We start from the raw sequence: 17,496 nt of genomic DNA on the forward strand, positions 1-17,496 counted from the left end.
TTTGGCGGAGCCTCCGGAGGTCCGGGGCTTCGTCATGGATTTTTACCCCAACTCTTGTATCTTTAATCGACCGAACGGCCTGGAATACCCAGAGAATATTAACTTTTGATCATCCCGGACAGCAGCTGGACGAATTCCGCACGCGTGGCCTGCTGGTCCGGCCGGAATGAGCCGTCCGCATAGCCTCCGATGAGCCCCTCGGCCTTCATCTGTTTGAGCAGACTCGTCCCCCAGTACGCCTCGTCGATATCGGTGAACGGCACTGTTCCCCGCCGCTTGCCGCTCATTCCTGCACTTCGGGCCAGCATGGCGGTCATCTCCATGCGGGATACCGGCTCGTCGGGAGCGAATGTGCCGTCCGGATACCCTTCGATAATCCCGGCCTCGGCTGCCCGGGCGATAGAAGCATAGGCCCAGTGTCCGCTGCTTAGATCCCGGTAAGAGAGATTCCGCTCTTTGGTCAGTTGGTAGGCACGCGCGAGCACCGCGGTCGCTTCAGCCCGCGTGATCGGCCGGTCCGGCTGGAACAGATAATCGTCATACCCGTTGATCATCCCCCGGCCGGACAGCCTCAGGATGGCGCTCTGTGCCCAGTGTCCCCTTATATCCGAGTAGCCTCCGAGCAGCGGCTTCGCGTCCACCGTGAGTTCGTACATCCGGTTATCGAATGGCTCGCTGGAAGTCAGCTTCACATAATACGTTCCCGGGGCGAATTTGCCGGTAAGGTGCTGGGCCGCCGTTCCCTTCTCGTTCATCGATGAAGCGAGCGACTGCATGGATCCGTCATACAAGTGCATGTACAGGCTGATCCCTGCCGGAATATCCGCTAAATGGATCCCAACCCGGCTTTCCTCTTCCACCCGGAATTGGAACCAATCGGTCTCGTTCGGCTTATCGAGCAGGCCGGTATACGGAGTATCCAAAGAGACGGCTGTCGCCTGATAAGACCGGTTATTCGGCTCATTGGGGTCCACCAGCTTCGCATCGTACTCGATCTTCAGCGTATACTCGCCGACGACCGCATTCGCATACTCCTTCACGTTCGCCACACGGATATAGTAGGAACCCGGGAATACTTCGGGAAGCTCGTATTCTTCCTCGGCCCCATCATCGCCGTAATCTACGGTTACGGACTTTTCCCCCTGCTTCTGCACGAGCAGCACGGGGTCAATCCGCGCGGTGTCCGAAATCAGCCGGATGCGCATCGAGCCGGTTTCGGGCACGGGAAACTCATACCAGTCCGTATCGTTGTTCTGATGGAAGGTTCCCTTGACCGTCAGGGTCCGGGACGGCAGCACCGAGGCTTTGAACTGGCGGTCATTGTCCTCGAACGCATCGCGGTAGATTCGAAACGCTGTCGTCAGCCGGTAAGGCACGGCTTCCGTCCGTCCGCGGTCTTTCAACTGCAGCTGAAAGTAGCTGCGCCCCTTGGAGACCCGGAAGGAGGCGGTGCCTCCGCCCATGATCGTCTGGGTCGCGAGGACGCCCGATGCATCCGTATGCTGTACATTCACCGCCAAGGCATTGTCCATGCCAAAGGAAAGATCAACGGAACCGTCATACTGCGCATCGACGATATACCAATCGGAGTCAACGCCGCCGGCAAACGAAGCCGATATGGACTTCGCGCCCGATATCGCCTTCGACTGGTCCTTGCGGTCATTCGGCTCGTACATGTCCTCCGCGTACCGTTCACCGAGCAGCCTGTCGGCTCTCAGCAGGCCGTAGCCTGCCCCTGGGTCCCAACCCGCAGGGCCGAGGTCTTGGGCCGTCTGGCGAATCCACTGGCGGATCTGGTGGGCTTTCATCTGCGGGTTGCGCTCCCACAGAAGGGCCGCAGCCGCAGCCACCTGCGGAGCCGCCATGGAAGTGCCATCCTTCGCTTCATACGTGCCGCCAAGCGCCGTGGTGAATACGTTCCAAGGAGCCACCACATCGACTTCAGGCCCTGAATTGGACCGGCTGTCCACCGCCCCGCCGGCCGTCATTCCGCCGACAGCCAGTACGGTAGGGTAAGCGGCAGGGTACTTGACCCGGTTGCCTTCGTTGCCCGTTGCGGCGACGAGCAGCACATCCTTGGACTCCGCATACTTAACGATCTCGCTGAGATAATCGGAATACTTGTTAAGCCCGAGCGACAGCACCACGATCTTGGCCCCGTGGTCTACCGCATACCGGATGCCTTCGCCGAGCAGCGCTTCGCCGCCCGAGCCGTCCGCTTCCAGCGCTTTGACCGGCATGATGCGGGACTGCCACAGCATACCGGCAATGCCCTTATCGTTGCCGCCTACCGCGCCGATCACTCCGGCCACATTGGTGCCGTGCCCGTTGTCATCCGCCGGCGGCTGCCCCTGTTGGATCAGGTTCACGCCGGGAACCAGGTTCGGCTTCAGATCCGGATGGTTCAAATCGACGCCGGTGTCTACAATAGCAATCGTTAAGCCCCCCGCCCCGCGCGACACATCCCAAGCTTGGGCCATGCCGATCTGGGAGAGGTACGTTTGTTTGGCCGACAGCGGATCGCTGGCCTCCGCTCCCCGGACCGTGGCAGAGCAGGTCAGACATAGTGCGAGACATGTGAACGACGTTAGCGTCGAGAGCTTCCATTTAGTAGCGTTCATCGCATATAGGATCCTTTGTCTGATATGGGCGGTCTTACTTCATTATCCCATTCTAAGCGTTCCACCCTCTCCCTGCAACTGGAATCGGAAACCTTTAGAGGATTCTTCACGATATCGACAATACCCCTGTTCCTGCGAGCCCATACGAGGGTTTTTGCAAGCCGCTTCTGGACACCCGCCTGTCCCCCCGTTCAGGTACCGGCGAAATTGACATCGCCTTCAATTCGGGATACCTTAGAGAAAACCGCCTATTGGGAAGAAGGATAGCCCGCATGGACCAAAACCGTAATCTTCTGCAGCTGGACAACCAGCTCTGCTTTGCGATCTATGCCACCTCCCGGGAGATCACGAAGCTGTATCAGCCCTTCCTGGACCAAATCGGACTCACGTATCCGCAGTATCTGGCCATGCTGGTCCTGTGGGAGCGGCTGGAGTGCAGCGTCAAGGAGCTGGGCGAGGCGCTTTACTTGGATTCCGGCACCCTGACTCCGCTGCTCAAACGGCTGGAGGCCTCCGGACTTGTAACCCGGAGGCGGTCTGCCGAGGATGAGCGTGTGGTCAAGATCGGGCTGACGGAGCAAGGGCAGGCGCTTCAGGAGAAGGCTGCCATCGTGCCGCAGGCCCTGCAGCAGCAGACCTGTCTGTCGGCCGCCGAGCTCGAGGGTCTGCTGAAGCAGTTCAAGACCCTGCTGCAGCGCGTTCACGAAGCCGGCGGCCGGACGGGAGGCGCAGACCGGAAGTAGGGAATCGCCGCCTTCGGTCTGCATCTCCCAGCGCCTCGGCTTCCGCCGAATGATTCGCCGGTGTTCGGACTCCCCTTGTGGGGGCCGCCTGCCGGAAAGAACACAAAAACTCCATGGTTCCCTTGAACAGGGATCATGGAGTTTTTTTGGGGTTAGGGCCGCCGCCCAGCTGCTTACGAGAACATGAACAGATCCTGCGTGAGCGAGAAGATGCTGTCAATATACCGAAGCACCACGTGCGGGATCAATCCCAGCACGAGACTGGCTCCGGCGCAAATCCACATCGTGATACCCAGCGGCAGGGGAATGCGAAGCTCTTTCGGTGCATCCTCGCTGCGCATGAACATTTGACGGATAAAGCCGAAGTAGTAGTAGAAAGACACTACGCTTGTGCCGATAAGCACAGCCGCCAGCCAGTAATGCTGGGTCTGCAGGGTGCCGAACATGATGTACAGCTTCCCGAAGAAGCCGCCCGAGAGCGGCAGGCCGGCCAGCGACAGGACGAGCAGAACCGCCGCGAAGGCTGTCCAAGGCGCCCGGTAATACAGTCCCGCCAGACCCTTCATATCCGTACTCTCGCTAGAGCCTTCAATGACCATCAGGACGGCGAAGATCCCTACGTTCATGAACAGGTAAGCGATCAGATAGAACGCGAACTCCGAGAAGTTCGAGTAGTGCACGAGCGAGAACTGGGTGGCGATGGGCACGAGCAGATAACCCGAGTTCGCTACGCCTGAGTAGGCAAGCAGCCGCTTGATATTCGACTGGCGCAGGGCGACGAAGTTGCCGACGATCATCGCGATCGCCGCCACTACCATTAGACTCAGCAGCACGTCCTCATGGAAGGCTTCGCCTCCGCCGAAGACGGTATACATGACCCGGAACAAGATGGCAAAGGCAGCTGCCTTGGACACCACGGCAAGGTAAGCCGTTACCGGGGTGGGCGCGCCCTGGTATACATCCGGAGCCCACATATGGAACGGTGCTGCCGCTGCCTTAAAGCCAAAGCCGGCAAGCAGTAGGAAGAAGCTCAAATACATGAGCGGCAGCATGCCCTGTGAGGCTTCACCGAGTCCTGCACTGATCTCGGTTATCACCGTCGATCCAGTCATCCCGTAGAGGAACGACATCCCGTACAAGATGATCGCCGAGGAGATGCCCCCCAGCACAATGTACTTAAAAGCTCCCTCGTTCGACTGCAGATTCCGTTTGCGCATCGCCACGAGGATGTACGAAGTAATGCTGAGCAGCTCCAGACCGACGAAGAGCGTAATCAGTTCACCGGAGGAAGCCATGATCATACCGCCCAGAGTGGCCGGCAGAAGCAGATAGTAGAACTCGCCGAGATGCGGGATCTGTTCTTCCTTCACGGAGCCGATGCTCATGAAGGTGATGAGGCCCGCTCCCGTCAGGAGGACGAGCTTCAGGATATTCGCAAAATCATCGATCCGGTAGCTGAACTGCAGCAGCTGCTTCGGCTCGGCCGGATGGAGGAAGCCTATGACAAAGTAAGCCGAGAGCAGAATACTGAGAAGCGATAGCCATCCGAGCAGATGCCGGCTGGTCCCCTTCGGCAGAATCAGGTCTAATAGAGCCAGCACAACGCTGGCGGCGACCAAGGTCAGCTCCGGTGCGAGCAGGGCCAGGTCCGCGGCGGTGATTAACGGTAATGTTGTGTCCACCGGTCTACCCCCCTATCTTCGCGACGCTGTGAATGAATTGGTCGAAACTGCTTACGGTTTGGTGCAGCGGCCCGCTCAGCACCGCCGGGTAGATCCCAAGCACAACAATGAAAGCAACTAAGGTGATCATCGGCACGGCTTCGATCAGCCGGGCATCGCGCATCTCCGGCAGTCCTGCAGGAAGCGGCCCGTACGTGATGCCGAGCACCCCGCGAAGCACGTAGACGGCAGCGAGGATAATGCCGAGCGCACCGACAGCGGTAATGACCGGATGCGACTCGAACAACCCGAGGAACGCCAGGAATTCGCTGACGAAGCCTGACAGGCCGGGCAGGCCGAGCGACGCCATCCCCGCGACCAGCAGAATGCCGGAGATGAACGGGATGCTCCGGGCGAGGCCCCCCAGGCTGCCAAGCTCTGTGGTTCCGGTCCGTTCGTAGATGCTTCCGACGAGGAGGAACATCAGGGCCGAGATCAGGCCGTGCGACACCAGCTGGAAGATCGCGCCTTCCAGGCCGATCACGTTGAACGCGGCGATGCCGACCAGCACGATCCCCATGTGGCTGATACTGGAGTAAGCCAGTACAAGCTTGAATTCCTTCTGAACGAAGGCGAGCACCGCGCCATACAGAATATTGATGACGCCAAGGACGGCCAGCACGCCGGCCCACGCTACCGCCTGCTGCGGAAAGAGCAGAATCCCGAAGCGGATGAGGCCGTAGGCGCCCATCTTGAGCAGGATGCCGGAGTGAATCATAACGATGGACGGCGGCGCTTCGGTATGTACCTTGAGCATCCACGTATGGAATGGGAAGATCGGAAGCTTGATGCCGAACGCCACCAGCAGCAGGATGAACAGGGTCCACTTCATCGTATCGCTGAGGAAGAACGGATTGTTCCCTCCCGGATCGTTCTGGTTCACGTAGGACTGCGCATTCTGGAAGAGGTTCTCCGTGATGACGTTGAGGTCCCCCGAATAGTGAATGGAAGCGGACGCTCCCCCCTCGGCTACCGTCTGGCTGAAGCCCGCCGTAGTGACCAGAATGAGGAAGGCGATCAGCATGATCGCGGAACCCAGACCGTTATAGATTAGGAACTTGTTCGCCGCCCGCTCCCGGTCCATGTATCCCCATATGCCGATCAGGAAGAACATCGGGATCAGCGTAACTTCGAAGAAGACGAAGAAGAGGAACAGATCCTGAGCCATGAACACGCCGAACATCCCCGTCTCCAGCAGCAGGAAGAGGATAAAATATGTTTTCCAACGCTTCTTGATATAGACGGAGGCGAGGGCAGCCATCAGCGCCACCAACGCTGTCAGGAACACGAGGGGCAGCGAGAGCCCGTCAACGGCCATGACATACTTGAACTCATAGAAGAAGGAGGCCAGACCGCTTAGATCCTGTACTTCCTTGTTCAGAGGCACGAGGATCCAGGGAACCTCCTCCTTGTACTGCATGCCCTCCAGGTTGGCATTAAAGTCATAATACAGCCAGGCTGACAGGAGCAGCGGCACCAGGGTGGCGAGCACCGCTACGCTCTTGATCCACTGGCCTTGGGTTTTCGGTATGAACAGCAGCAGAAGCACACCGATGAGCGGCGAGAAGGCAATCAGGGACAAGATAGGCAAATTATCCGGCATCGATGAACCTCCTTCCCGCAATGGCCAGCATCAAGATCAAGAGTCCCAGCAGCGTAGCCAGTCCATAGGTCTGAACCTGCCCGTTCTGCAGACGCGAGCCCAGACGGCCCGCTCCGGTTACCGCATAGGCGCAGAGCCGGACAACGCCGTCGACTACATACACATCGAAGAGATGCAGCAGCCCGCCGAGTCCCTGCAGGGGACGGACAATGATGCCTTGATACAGCTCATCGATATAATACTTACGGTTCAGCAGGGTGTAGAGCCCGGGTGCTGGGCCTGCCACGAGATCGGCGCGTACGCTTTTTTTGTAGTACATGAGATAGCCAAGCCCAATCCCGAGCAGTCCCGCCAGCGTAGAGAGAACCATCACAAGATAGTTGGCATGCTCCTCATGCGCCTCTCCGGTCAACCAGCCGCCGAGCCACGGATTGAATGGAGTGAATACGAAGCCGGCAATAACAGCCAGCACCCCGAGCACGACCAGAGGTAATGTCATCGAGGCCGGCGATTCATGCGCATGACTTCCGTTCTCTGAGCGGGATTCTCCGGTGAACACCAGGAAGAACAGGCGCGACATATAGAAGGCTGTAAAGAATGCCGCAACCAGACCAACCGTGAACAGCACCGGATGCCCCTTCGCCAGCGCTTCGGCCAGGATGGCATCCTTCGACCAGAAGCCCGACAGCGGGAAGATCCCGCTGAGCGCAAGCGCCCCGATGGCGAACGTCCAGGCCGTCACTTTCATGTGCTTGCCTACGCCGCCCATCTCGTGTATGTTCTGCGTATGTACGGCATGGATCACGCTGCCGGCTCCCAGGAACAGCAGCGCCTTGAAGAACGCGTGCGTGAACAGATGGAAGATGCCGGCGGTTAGCGCCACCGAGGTGCCGATGCCAAGCGCCATCATCATATAACCGAGTTGGCTGACGGTCGAATAAGCCAGAATCCGCTTGATGTCATTCTGCGCCGTACCGATCGTAGCGGCGAAGATAGCCGTGAAAGCGCCGACCGATGCCACGACCGTAAGAGCCGCAGGAGCATCCATAAAGATGGGATAAGTCCGGGCCACGAGATAGACGCCGGCAGCCACCATTGTCGCCGCATGAATCAGCGCCGAGATCGGCGTCGGGCCTTCCATCGCATCCGGAAGCCAGGTATGCAGCGGGAACTGGCCTGACTTGCCCATCGCCCCGATGAAGATGAGAATGGCGATCCAGGTAGCCGTCGCTTCTGGAATCTGATCCTGGTTGAAGGCATTGATGATAGAACTGAAGCTCAGCGAATGCTCCGGCATGACCCAATACAAGAGCAGCATGCCGAGGAACAGCCCTACGTCGCCCACCCGGGTAACAATGAACGCTTTCTTGGCCGCCGCCCTCGCCTCGGGTTTGAAGTACCAGAACCCGACCAGGAGGAACGAGCATACACCCACCAGCTCCCAGAAGATGAAGAGCTGCACGAGATTCTCCGAGATTACAAGCCCCAGCATAGAGAACGTAAATAGCGCGATATAAGCGAAAAACACGTGAATCCGCTCATCGTCGTGCATATAGCCCGTTGAATAAATATTCACCAAGAGGCTGACGAGCGTGACGACAACCAGCATCAGAGCATTCAGGTTGGTCACCTCGAACCCCATGGTCAGCGGGGCGCTGCCGAGGGGGAGCCACTGCAATTTGTTCCACGTGAAATCTTCCACTCCGCCGCCGATCCGTTCCCAGAACACCAGTACGGCAAGAGCGAACGAAGCGAAAGCGGCCACGATGGAGAGATAAGGTCCAGCCCCCCGAAGGGTCCGGCCGGCAGCCGTCAAGATCAGAAACGACAGCAGCGGGAACAGCGGGATGAGCCAAGCATACTGCGAATAAGCCGATACCATGAGCTTAAATCCTCCTCCGTGCTTACGATAAGCAACCGATTGCTGTTGTCGTAAGCGTATCCTACCGCTTCATCGAATCCATCTCGTTCACATCCGTTGTCCCCTTGTTGCGGTATAAAGCGATCAGGATCGCAATGCCTACGGCAGCTTCCGCCGCAGCCACCGTAATGTTGAACAGGGAGAACATTTGTCCGGTCAGTCCGGGCCTCACGCCATACTTGGAGAAGGCGACCAAGTTCAGATTGACGCTGTTCAGCATAAGCTCGATGGAGAGAAGGACAATGACGGCATTTTTTTTGGACAGCGCTCCATACAACCCGATGCAGAACAAGATCGCTGCCAGCGTTAGATAAGGTGTTGCCAATCCCGTTGTACCCATAGGCAGGTTAGTCCTCCTCTCTCTTGGCTACGACGATGGCACCAATGAAGGCCACCGTGAGCAGCACACTCATCAGCTCGAAGGGAATGACATGAGCCGAGAACAGCAGCTTGCCGATCTCCAGCGTATTGTCTGCCACCTGCGGGAACTCGCCGGCCGGAATTTCCGACTGCTGAATCGCATAGAAGATGACGCCGAACAAACCTGCTGCCCCGATGAAGAGCAGGACATTATGCCACGGCCGCTTCGGTTCTTCCTCTTCTTCCTTGGTATGCTTCGTCATCATTATCCCGAAGATCATGAGAATGGAGATGGCGCCGGCGTAGATCAAGATCTGTACTACAGCTACGAACTCCGCCTCGAGTACAATGTAGAGACCTGCCATCGACAAGAAGGTGAGCGCGAGCGCCAGTACCATATGAACGACCTTCGTAAAGGAGATCATGAAGATGGCTCCGCCGATCGCCAGGAGCGCACAGAAGAAGAAGGCTACATTCTCGCCGCTGGATAGAAACTCCGCCATGTTTCCGAACATTACTTCGCCCCGCCCTTCGGAAGCGCGGAGTTGTTCTCCTTGCGCACATGGGTATTGTTTTCGTTCAGCCACTGCAGATTCTTGAAGAGGTCGTCGCGGCTGTAGGTCGACAGCTCAAAATTATTGGTCATGACGATCGCTTCCGTCGGGCATACCTCCGTGCAGAGGTCGCACAAAATGCAGATCTCGAAGTTGATGTCGTAGGTATCGATGACCTTCCCCTTCTTCTCGGGATCTGGATTCGGTTTGCCGATGAGATTGATGCATTCCGTAGGGCAGATCCGGGCGCACTGGTTGCAGACAATGCATTTCTCCGGATCAAAGTGCTGGATCCCCCGGAACCGGTCCGGCAGCTCCAGCGGAACGTCAGGATAGGCATAGGTTATTTTCTTCTGGGTCATGCTCTTCAAGGTAATGCCGAGTCCCTTCACGATGCCTTTCATATCCAACTCCCCCTTTCGTAAGCTGTCTGGGCTGCCGGCGCAGCCGTTTCTTACATCGCGATGGCCATATACAAGGCTGTCACGAAAATATTCACGAGCGCGAGCGGCAGCAGCACCTTCCAACCAAGCCCCATCAGTTGGTCCACCCGGACGCGGGGGAGAGTCGCACGCAGCCAGAACAGGAAGAACACGATGAACGAGAACTTGAGCAGGAACCAAACAATGCCCGGGATGAAATCAAGGAATGGCAGAGGCGCATGCCAGCCGCCAAGGAACAGCGTGGTCGTCAATCCGGCAATTGCGAATACATAGACATACTCCGCCAGCATGAAGAAAGCGAAACGGAAGCCGCTGTACTCCACATGATAGCCCGCAACCAGCTCGGACTCCGCTTCCGGCAGGTCGAATGGGGTCCGGTTCAGCTCGGACACAGCAGCAATAGCGAATACCCCAAAGCCGATAATCTGTGGAAGGAAGTTCCAGTGCCAGAACCCGCCGGCCTGCCCCTCCACGATCGTATGGAGATTCATGCTTCCGGTCATCATGACAATGCCGATGATCGAGATAACGAGCGGAATCTCATAGGAAATCATCTGTGCCGCGGAACGCATGCCTCCAAGCAGTGCGTACTTATTGTTGGAAGCCCAGCCCCCGAGCACAATCCCGATCGTCGAGATCCCGGAGAGTGCGACATAGAACAGCACGCCCACATTGAGGGAACTGGAGATCAGCCGGTCCGTGAACGGAATGGCGGCAATGACTGTGAAGGCGGGAATGAACGTAAGAACCGGCGCAAGAATGAAGAGACTCCTCTCTGCCTTGCGCGGAATCGTATCCTCTTTGATGAGCAGCTTCGTTACGTCCGCCACGCTCTGCAGCAAACCGAGCGGCCCTACACGGTTCGGTCCGATCCGCAGCTGCATCCATCCAATCACTTTCCGCTCGAAGTAGATCGCATACGTAACGAAGCCCAGTACGACGAGCAGCATGACGACGCCCCAAGCTAGAAAAATCATAAAATTGGTAAGCGTCAACGACTCCTGCAGGAGTTCCGGCATCAGCAGTCCACCTCCCCGACGACGATATCAATGCCTCCTAGAATAGTGATGAGATTGGTCATCGTCTCGCCCACAAGCAGCTTCGGAAGAATCTGCAGGTTGACGAACGACGGACGCCTGAACTTCAGCCTGTACGGCTTATCCTTGCCCTTGGAGATTAGATGGACTCCAATCTCTCCGCGCGGGGATTCGATGGCAGCATACACTTCGCCTTCGGCCGGCCTGAGCACCCGGGGCACCTTACCCATGATCTCGCCTTCCGCCGGGAACTGCTCCATCGCCTGTTCCAGGATGCGCAGCGACTGGCTGATCTCTTCGAGACGCAGCAGGTACCGGGCGTAACAATCGCCCACCGTACTCGTTGGTACGTCGAATTGAAACCGGTCGTACAAGCTGTACGGCTGGGTTTTGCGGATATCCCAGTCCACGCCGGTGCAGCGCAGATTCGCTCCGCTCAGTCCATAGGCGATAGCCGTCTCGGCATCGTACTTCCCGACGCCCTTGATCCGGGCAAGGAAGATCTCATTGCCGCTGACAAGCTCGTGATATTCGTCCAGCTTGCCGCGCATATAAGGGATGAAGTCCCGTACCTTCTGGAGCCAGCCTTCCGGCGCGTCCCATTTGACTCCGCCGACCCGCATGTAGTTGTAGGTCAACCGGGCGCCACACAGCTCATTGAAAAGATTGATGATAATCTCCCTATCCCGGAAGGCGTACAAGAAGGGACTCATCGCCCCAATGTCGAGCAGATAGGTTCCCCACCACACCATGTGGCTTGCAATACGCTGCAGCTCCATTACAACCAGACGCAGGAACTCCGCCCGTTCGGGAATCTCCAGCCCCATCAGTTTCTCCACCGCATGAACCAAGACATAGTTATTTGTCATGGCCGACACGTAATCCATCCTGTCCGTGTAAGGTATGATTTGGGTATAGGTCAAGTTCTCCGCCAGCTTCTCTGTGCCGCGGTGCAGGTAGCCCATCACCGGAATGGCTTCGGTGATGATCTCACCGTCCAGCTTCACGATAATCCGGAATACGCCGTGCGTACTCGGATGCTGCGGACCTACGTTCAGCAGCAGTTCTTCCGTTCGAATGGCCAAGCTCCATTACACCTCCGGGTCGATCGGCTCATAGTCTTTGCGCAGGGGATGGCCTACCCAGTCATCAGCCATCATGATACGGCGCAGGTCGGGATGTCCCGGAAAATCAATACCGAACAGGTCATAGATCTCCCGTTCGTTCCAATCGGCTGTTGGAAAAATCGGTGTAATCGAAGGAACGGAAGGTGTCTGGCGATCGGTCTTTACCTTGAAGCAGTAGTCCTGCTTATGGTCCAGAGAGATCAGATGATAGACCACTTCCATATGGGTTTCCATATCGACCCCCGAGACATTGCGCAGATAGTTCAGCTCCAGCTCCGGATGGGTGCGCAGCATCGCTGCGGTATCCGGCCAAGCCTCGGCCTGGATAGATACGGTCGGGATGTGCCCGCCCTTCTCATTGACTACGGCATCCTCCACGATGCCTTCGCGGAACTCCTTCAAGATCGCCGTCAGCCGGTCAAGCAGCGGCTGCTTCGGCGATGGCTCCTTCGGCGCCTCAGGCTCCGCCCCTTCCGTCTTCGCGGCCCGCGCGCTAGCCCGGGCGGCTCTTGCCTCGGCGGCCGCCTTGGCCTTCGCCTCCTTGTCAGCGTCGGTCGGCGCCGCCGCTTCCGCTGCCGGCGCATCGCCCGCCTCGGCCGTTTGCGCAGCCTTCGCAGCCAGGCGCGCGGCCCGAGCCTCGGCGGCCGCCTTCACCTTCGCCTCGCGCTCGGCGTCGGCATCGCCCTTCGGCGCATCGGCCGGCGGCTCGCCTGCCGCTTCCGCCTTCGGCACGTCGGCGTAACCGCCCGGCGGTTCGCCGGCTCCGCCCGCTTTGGCGAGCTCAGCGCCTTCCACCACACGCGGCTCTTCGCTCATCGGCGCCGCCTTCCTGCCGGGCGTCGTCTCACCTTGCCGCTCTCCGCCTTCCTCCGGCTCCCCGAAGGCTCGGCCTTCCGACGCCGGATCGACGCTCCCGGCCTTTTGACCCCCCGGCTTCTCATGCTCGGGAGCTCCCTTTTCTTCCCGCACCTTCGTATTACCAGCGGTATCCTCTGCCGTTACGAACCCTCCGCCCTCTGCGGTATATCCAAGCCCTGAATCGGCCTTTGTATCGGCCTCTTTATTGTCCTTATGGTCGGCTTTGCTTTCGGCCTTCTCTCCGTCCTTCTGTTGTTTGTCCTCATCGCTCATCGGCTGGTCACCTGCTTACCGGTTTTGGCTTCATAGCGGATTTTTTCCTGCAGCTTATTGATCCCATAAATCAGAGCAGCGGGATTCGGCGGGCATCCCGGGATATAGACGTCGACCGGTACGACTTGATCCACGCCTTTCACAACAGCATACGATTTGACGTAGGGGCCGCCCGCCGTAGCACAGGATCCCATAGCAATGACCCACTTGGGTTCTGGCATTTGCTCGTACAGCCGGCGAAGCAGCGGAGCCATTTTCTTCGTTACCGTGCCGGCCACGATCATTACGTCCGATTGACGTGGGGAAGTCCGGAAGATCACGCCGAATCGGTCCAAGTCATAATGAGACGCCCCTGTTCCCATCATTTCGATCGCACAGCAGGCCAGTCCGAACGTAAGCGGCCAGAGCGAGTTGCTTCGTGCCCACGCCTTCACCTGCTCCAATGTCGTCATGAATACGTTGCGGTCGAGCTCCTGTCGCTCTTCCGGAGATATATTTTCTAGATTGAAGTCCATTGCAGCACCTTCTTCTTCCAGGCATAAAGTAAGCCTATGATGAGCAGACCGACGAATATACACATCTCCACAAGCGCAAACAAGCCTAATTGCTTATAAGCAACGGCCCACGGATACAAGAACACGGTTTCCACGTCGAAGATGACAAACATCAGCGCGAAAAGATAGTAGCGGATGTTGAAGCGGACTTGTCCTTCGCCCACGGGCTCGTTACCGCTTTCATAGGTAGTATACTTTTCTTCTACAGGCTTGTGGGGCCGCAGCAGCCGACCAAATGTAAGCGCTACAACCGGAAGCAATACGCCTAAGAAGAGAAATATCGTTACGACCACGTAGTTATTGAAGTACATCGTGAACGAACCGCCTCCTTCTATGTAGTTTGAACATTGTACAGATGCGGCCTTCTCCATACCGCACATCGAAGCTTGGTCTGCCGTCGTCGATGCAACGAAAGCTGCCTTCAATCTTGTTTGAATATTCGGATCTTTTGTTAATATATGCCTCTCCAATTATAACAAATGCCATTTGGGGTGTCTAACATTTTCAGGAAATACGGCCCCGACGCTATGACAATTCTACCTATCCAGACTTATGTCCACATTAGGTTGTGCAATATATACCAAAGCCATACATGTCTTTATTAGAACCAGGCCATACGTTTGATATTTTGATAAATAAGTTAACATTTTAATGTTAGCGCTTTCTTTAAGATGAAAAGAAAAGGCGGGAAGCTCCTCCCGCCATTGCTGAACTGCATTCAAATATTATTGCCCGCCGCCCACATTAATCCGGTTCATTGCGCGCTGTAGAGCGAGTTCGGCCCGTTTGAAGTCGATTTGATCTTTCTTCGCAGCGAGCCGCTGCTCCGCACGGCCTTTAGCCGCTTGTGCCCGTTCCAGACTAATCTGGCCGGGAAGCTCAGCGCTTTCCGCCAGAATAACCACTTTATCCTTACGTACTTCCATGAAACCGCCGTTAACTGCGATTTGTTCGTCCTTCGCGCCCTGTTTCTTAATCGTAACAGCAGCGATCCGGAGTGGAGTAACCATCGGGATGTGATTCGGCAGAATTCCAAGCTCCCCTGCGACACCTCTCACTACAATCATGTTAGCCGGCTCGGCATACACTTTGCGCTCGGGGGTCACGATTTCCAACAGGAATGTGCTCACTTGGATCCCTCCTCCTACGTAAGCCTACCGTTCGACCTGCGAACGGCTGAGTAAGCCAGCATCCGACCCCCGCAGGGAGGCCGGATGGACTTGCAATCTATGCTGCGCTGTACAAAAGATTACAGCGTTTTTGCCTTTTCAATAGCATCTTCGATCGTTCCCACGTTGTGGAACGCAGGCTCAGGAAGGTTGTCGTGCTTACCTTCGAGAACTTCTTTGAAGCTGCGTACGGTTTCTTTAACCGGTACGTATACGCCCGGGATCCCGTTGAACGCTTCGGCAACGTGGAGCGGCTGGGACAAGAAGAGCTCCAGACGACGCGCACGGTGTACGACGAGTTTGTCCTCATCGGACAGCTCATCCATACCGAGAATGGCAATGATATCGAGAAGCTCTTTATAGCGTTGAAGAATTCTCTTCACGCCTTGAGCCACTTGATAGTGCTCATCGCCGAGAATTTCCGGTGTCAGAATCCGCGAAGACGATGCCAGCGGGTCTACGGCAGGGAAGATACCCTTCGAAGCGATACCACGCTCCAGGTTCGTTGTTGCATCCAAGTGAGCAAACGCCGTTGCCGGAGCCGGGTCAGTGTAGTCATCCGCCGGAACGTAGATGGCTTGAATGGAAGTAACGGAACCTTTCTTCGTGGATGTAATCCGCTCTTGGAGTTGACCCATCTCCGTTGCCAGCGTAGGCTGGTAACCTACCGCCGAAGGCATACGTCCGAGAAGGGCGGATACTTCGGAGCCAGCTTGGGTAAAGCGGAAGATGTTGTCGACGAAGAGAAGAACGTCCTTGCCTTCTTCATCACGGAAATATTCCGCCATCGTCAGGCCGGACAGGGCAACACGCAGACGCGCACCTGGAGGCTCGTTCATCTGGCCGAAGACCATTGCCGTCTTCGAAATAACGCCGGAATCGCTCATCTCATGGTACAAGTCGTTACCTTCACGCGTTCTCTCGCCCACGCCCGCGAATACGGAGATACCACCGTGCTCTTGAGCGATGTTATGGATGAGTTCCTGCATCGTAACGGTCTTACCTACACCTGCACCGCCGAACAGACCGATTTTACCGCCTTTGGCATAAGGAGCCATAAGGTCGATAACTTTAATCCCTGTTTCGAGGATTTCCGCTTGTGTAGACAAGTTTTCGAACGCTGGTGCTTCTTTATGAATCGGGCTGGTCAGCGTACGATCAACCGTCTCATTACCGTCGATAGGCTCACCCAGTACGTTGAATACGCGGCCAAGTGTAGCAGCGCCTACTGGTACGGAGATTGGAGCACCCGTATCAATCGCTTCTACTCCACGAACGAGACCGTCTGTGGAAGACATTGCGATACAACGAACCATGTTGTCACCCAGGTGAACGGCAGTTTCAACCGTCAGGTTGATATCTTGCTCGCCAGCGCTTTGGGCTTTTCTTTGGATCTTAATAGCATTCAGAATCTCAGGGAGCTGTCCACGTTCGAACTCAATGTCAACAACCGGCCCTGTGATATTCACTACGCGCCCTTTGCTCATGTTTTCCCTCCTAAGAGTCTTGCCGAAGGCAAGACTAACTTCGTAAGCAATCATCTACATTGTAACAGCCCTGACTTTCGTACAAGGCTGCTTTATTCCATTCTCTAGCCTTGAGCCGCATTCGCTCCAGCGACGATTTCAGAGATTTCCTGGGTAATCGATGCTTGCCGTGCACGGTTATACTGCAGCGTAAGCGAAGAGATCATCTTCGTAGCATTCTTCGTAGCACTGTTCATCGCCGTCATTCTCGCTCCGAACTCACTCGCTTTACCGTCAAGAACGGCACTGTAAATCAAGGTTTCTGCATATTTCGGCAGAAGCACTTCCAGCACGCCTTCCGGCGACGGCTCATATTCGTAGTTTGCTACGGATGCAGCATTGACTTCCTCAAGCGGAAGCAGACGCTTTACTGTAGGAATTTGAGTGATGGCGTTCTTGAACTCATTGTACACAAGGTACAGCTCGTCGTACGTCCCCTTCTCAAAATTCGCTACAGCGGAAGCTGCTACTTGCTTAATATCCGCGAATGACGGGGAATCCGCCAGACCCGTCACTTCTTCCACAATCGGAATATCGCGCTTGGAGAAGAAATCCCGGCCCTTACGGCCGATGACGAAGATGGCGTACTCATTCGTGGAATTATGCTTCTCACGGATGACGTTCATCACTTTACGCAGCACGTTCGCATTATAACCACCGGCCAGACCGCGGTCGGAGGTGATCACAAGATAACCGGTTTTCTTGATCGGGCGCGTCTGCAGCATCGGGTGTTTGACACCCTTCGTACCTGCTGCGATGCTTGCGATCACTTCCTTCATCTTTTCGGAATATGGACGGGAAGCTTCCGCAGCTTCCTGCGCGCGTCTCAGCTTCGAGGCCGCTACCATCTCCATCGCTTTCGTGATTTGCTTCGTGTTTTGTTTCGATTTAATCGAGCGCTTGATTTCGCGCATCCCTTTTGCCATGCTCTGCTCACCTCTCTTTCGAGAACACCTGAATCACTGTATAAGGAACGCCGAGCTTCC

At 56.5% G+C, this 17,496-nt stretch carries 16 protein-coding genes; 1 reads left to right on the forward strand and 15 read right to left on the reverse strand.

The genetic code is table 11. The annotated features are described in order from the left end of the window. Positions 1-98: 98 nt before the first annotated feature. Positions 99-2,621 (reverse strand): S8 family serine peptidase, encoded by a 2,523-nt coding sequence (locus O9H32_RS28255; RefSeq protein ID WP_269869463.1) that lies wholly within the window; start codon positions 2,619-2,621, stop codon positions 99-101. A 272-nt stretch (positions 2,622-2,893) separates the two neighbouring features. On the opposite strand from O9H32_RS28255, the gene O9H32_RS28260 reads away from it, so the two are divergent. Further along, a complete protein-coding gene (locus tag O9H32_RS28260) occupies positions 2,894-3,364 on the forward strand; it encodes a MarR family winged helix-turn-helix transcriptional regulator (RefSeq protein WP_269869464.1) in 471 nt (156 codons plus the stop codon). Between the two features lie 173 nt (positions 3,365-3,537). On the opposite strand, the gene O9H32_RS28265 is transcribed toward O9H32_RS28260, so the two are convergent. The 14 genes from O9H32_RS28265 to atpG all read right to left on the reverse strand — a co-directional run bounded on the left by O9H32_RS28265 (position 3,538) and on the right by atpG (position 17,436). Further along, positions 3,538-5,046 carry an NADH-quinone oxidoreductase subunit N gene (locus tag O9H32_RS28265; RefSeq protein ID WP_269869465.1) on the reverse strand — a complete coding sequence of 503 codons (1,509 nt, stop codon included), beginning with the start codon at positions 5,044-5,046 and terminating at the stop codon, positions 3,538-3,540. Between the two features lie 4 nt (positions 5,047-5,050). Continuing rightward, positions 5,051-6,688 (reverse strand): complex I subunit 4 family protein, encoded by a 1,638-nt coding sequence (locus O9H32_RS28270; RefSeq protein WP_269869466.1) that lies wholly within the window; start codon positions 6,686-6,688, stop codon positions 5,051-5,053. After that, complete coding sequence (nuoL, locus tag O9H32_RS28275) at positions 6,678-8,570, reverse strand: NADH-quinone oxidoreductase subunit L (RefSeq protein WP_269869467.1); 1,893 nt, start codon at positions 8,568-8,570, stop codon at positions 6,678-6,680. Before nuoL ends, O9H32_RS28270 begins: the two co-directional genes overlap by 11 nt. Before the next feature lie 61 nt (positions 8,571-8,631). Continuing rightward, the gene (gene nuoK, locus O9H32_RS28280; protein WP_269869468.1) at positions 8,632-8,949 is read right to left on the reverse strand and encodes an NADH-quinone oxidoreductase subunit NuoK; all 318 of its coding nucleotides are present in this window, start codon (positions 8,947-8,949) and stop codon (positions 8,632-8,634) included. A 7-nt stretch (positions 8,950-8,956) separates the two neighbouring features. Continuing rightward, positions 8,957-9,484, reverse strand: a complete 528-nt coding sequence (locus O9H32_RS28285) for an NADH-quinone oxidoreductase subunit J (protein WP_269869469.1) — start codon at positions 9,482-9,484, stop codon at positions 8,957-8,959. Beyond that, positions 9,484-9,927 carry an NADH-quinone oxidoreductase subunit NuoI gene (gene nuoI, locus O9H32_RS28290; RefSeq protein WP_269869470.1) on the reverse strand — a complete coding sequence of 148 codons (444 nt, stop codon included), beginning with the start codon at positions 9,925-9,927 and terminating at the stop codon, positions 9,484-9,486. The genes O9H32_RS28285 and nuoI overlap by 1 nt, the downstream gene beginning before the upstream one ends. 50 nt (positions 9,928-9,977) lie before the next feature. Next, positions 9,978-10,985, reverse strand: a complete 1,008-nt coding sequence (gene nuoH / locus O9H32_RS28295) for an NADH-quinone oxidoreductase subunit NuoH (protein ID WP_269869471.1) — start codon at positions 10,983-10,985, stop codon at positions 9,978-9,980. Beyond that, complete coding sequence (locus O9H32_RS28300) at positions 10,985-12,088, reverse strand: NADH-quinone oxidoreductase subunit D (protein WP_269869472.1); 1,104 nt, start codon at positions 12,086-12,088, stop codon at positions 10,985-10,987. Before O9H32_RS28300 ends, nuoH begins: the two co-directional genes overlap by 1 nt. Before the next feature lie 6 nt (positions 12,089-12,094). Beyond that, on the reverse strand, positions 12,095-13,261 hold the full coding sequence (locus tag O9H32_RS28305) for an NADH-quinone oxidoreductase subunit C (protein ID WP_269869473.1): 1,167 nt from the start codon (positions 13,259-13,261) through the stop codon (positions 12,095-12,097). After that, complete coding sequence (locus O9H32_RS28310) at positions 13,258-13,776, reverse strand: NuoB/complex I 20 kDa subunit family protein (RefSeq protein ID WP_269869474.1); 519 nt, start codon at positions 13,774-13,776, stop codon at positions 13,258-13,260. Before O9H32_RS28310 ends, O9H32_RS28305 begins: the two co-directional genes overlap by 4 nt. Beyond that, complete coding sequence (locus O9H32_RS28315) at positions 13,761-14,126, reverse strand: NADH-quinone oxidoreductase subunit A (RefSeq protein ID WP_269869475.1); 366 nt, start codon at positions 14,124-14,126, stop codon at positions 13,761-13,763. Before O9H32_RS28315 ends, O9H32_RS28310 begins: the two co-directional genes overlap by 16 nt. Positions 14,127-14,540: 414 nt before the next feature. After that, positions 14,541-14,945, reverse strand: coding sequence for a F0F1 ATP synthase subunit epsilon (locus O9H32_RS28320; RefSeq protein ID WP_269869476.1), 405 nt, complete (start codon positions 14,943-14,945; stop codon positions 14,541-14,543). 119 nt (positions 14,946-15,064) lie between these two features. Beyond that, entirely contained in the window at positions 15,065-16,471 is a 1,407-nt protein-coding gene (gene atpD / locus O9H32_RS28325; RefSeq protein ID WP_269869517.1) for a F0F1 ATP synthase subunit beta, read from the reverse strand. Between the two features lie 104 nt (positions 16,472-16,575). Next, on the reverse strand, positions 16,576-17,436 hold the full coding sequence (gene atpG, locus O9H32_RS28330; RefSeq protein ID WP_269869477.1) for an ATP synthase F1 subunit gamma: 861 nt from the start codon (positions 17,434-17,436) through the stop codon (positions 16,576-16,578). Positions 17,437-17,496: the final 60 nt, after the last annotated feature.

It is taken from the genome of Paenibacillus caseinilyticus, from assembly GCF_027533645.1.
Taxonomy (GTDB): Bacteria; Bacillota; Bacilli; order Paenibacillales; family NBRC-103111; genus Paenibacillus_G; species Paenibacillus_G caseinilyticus.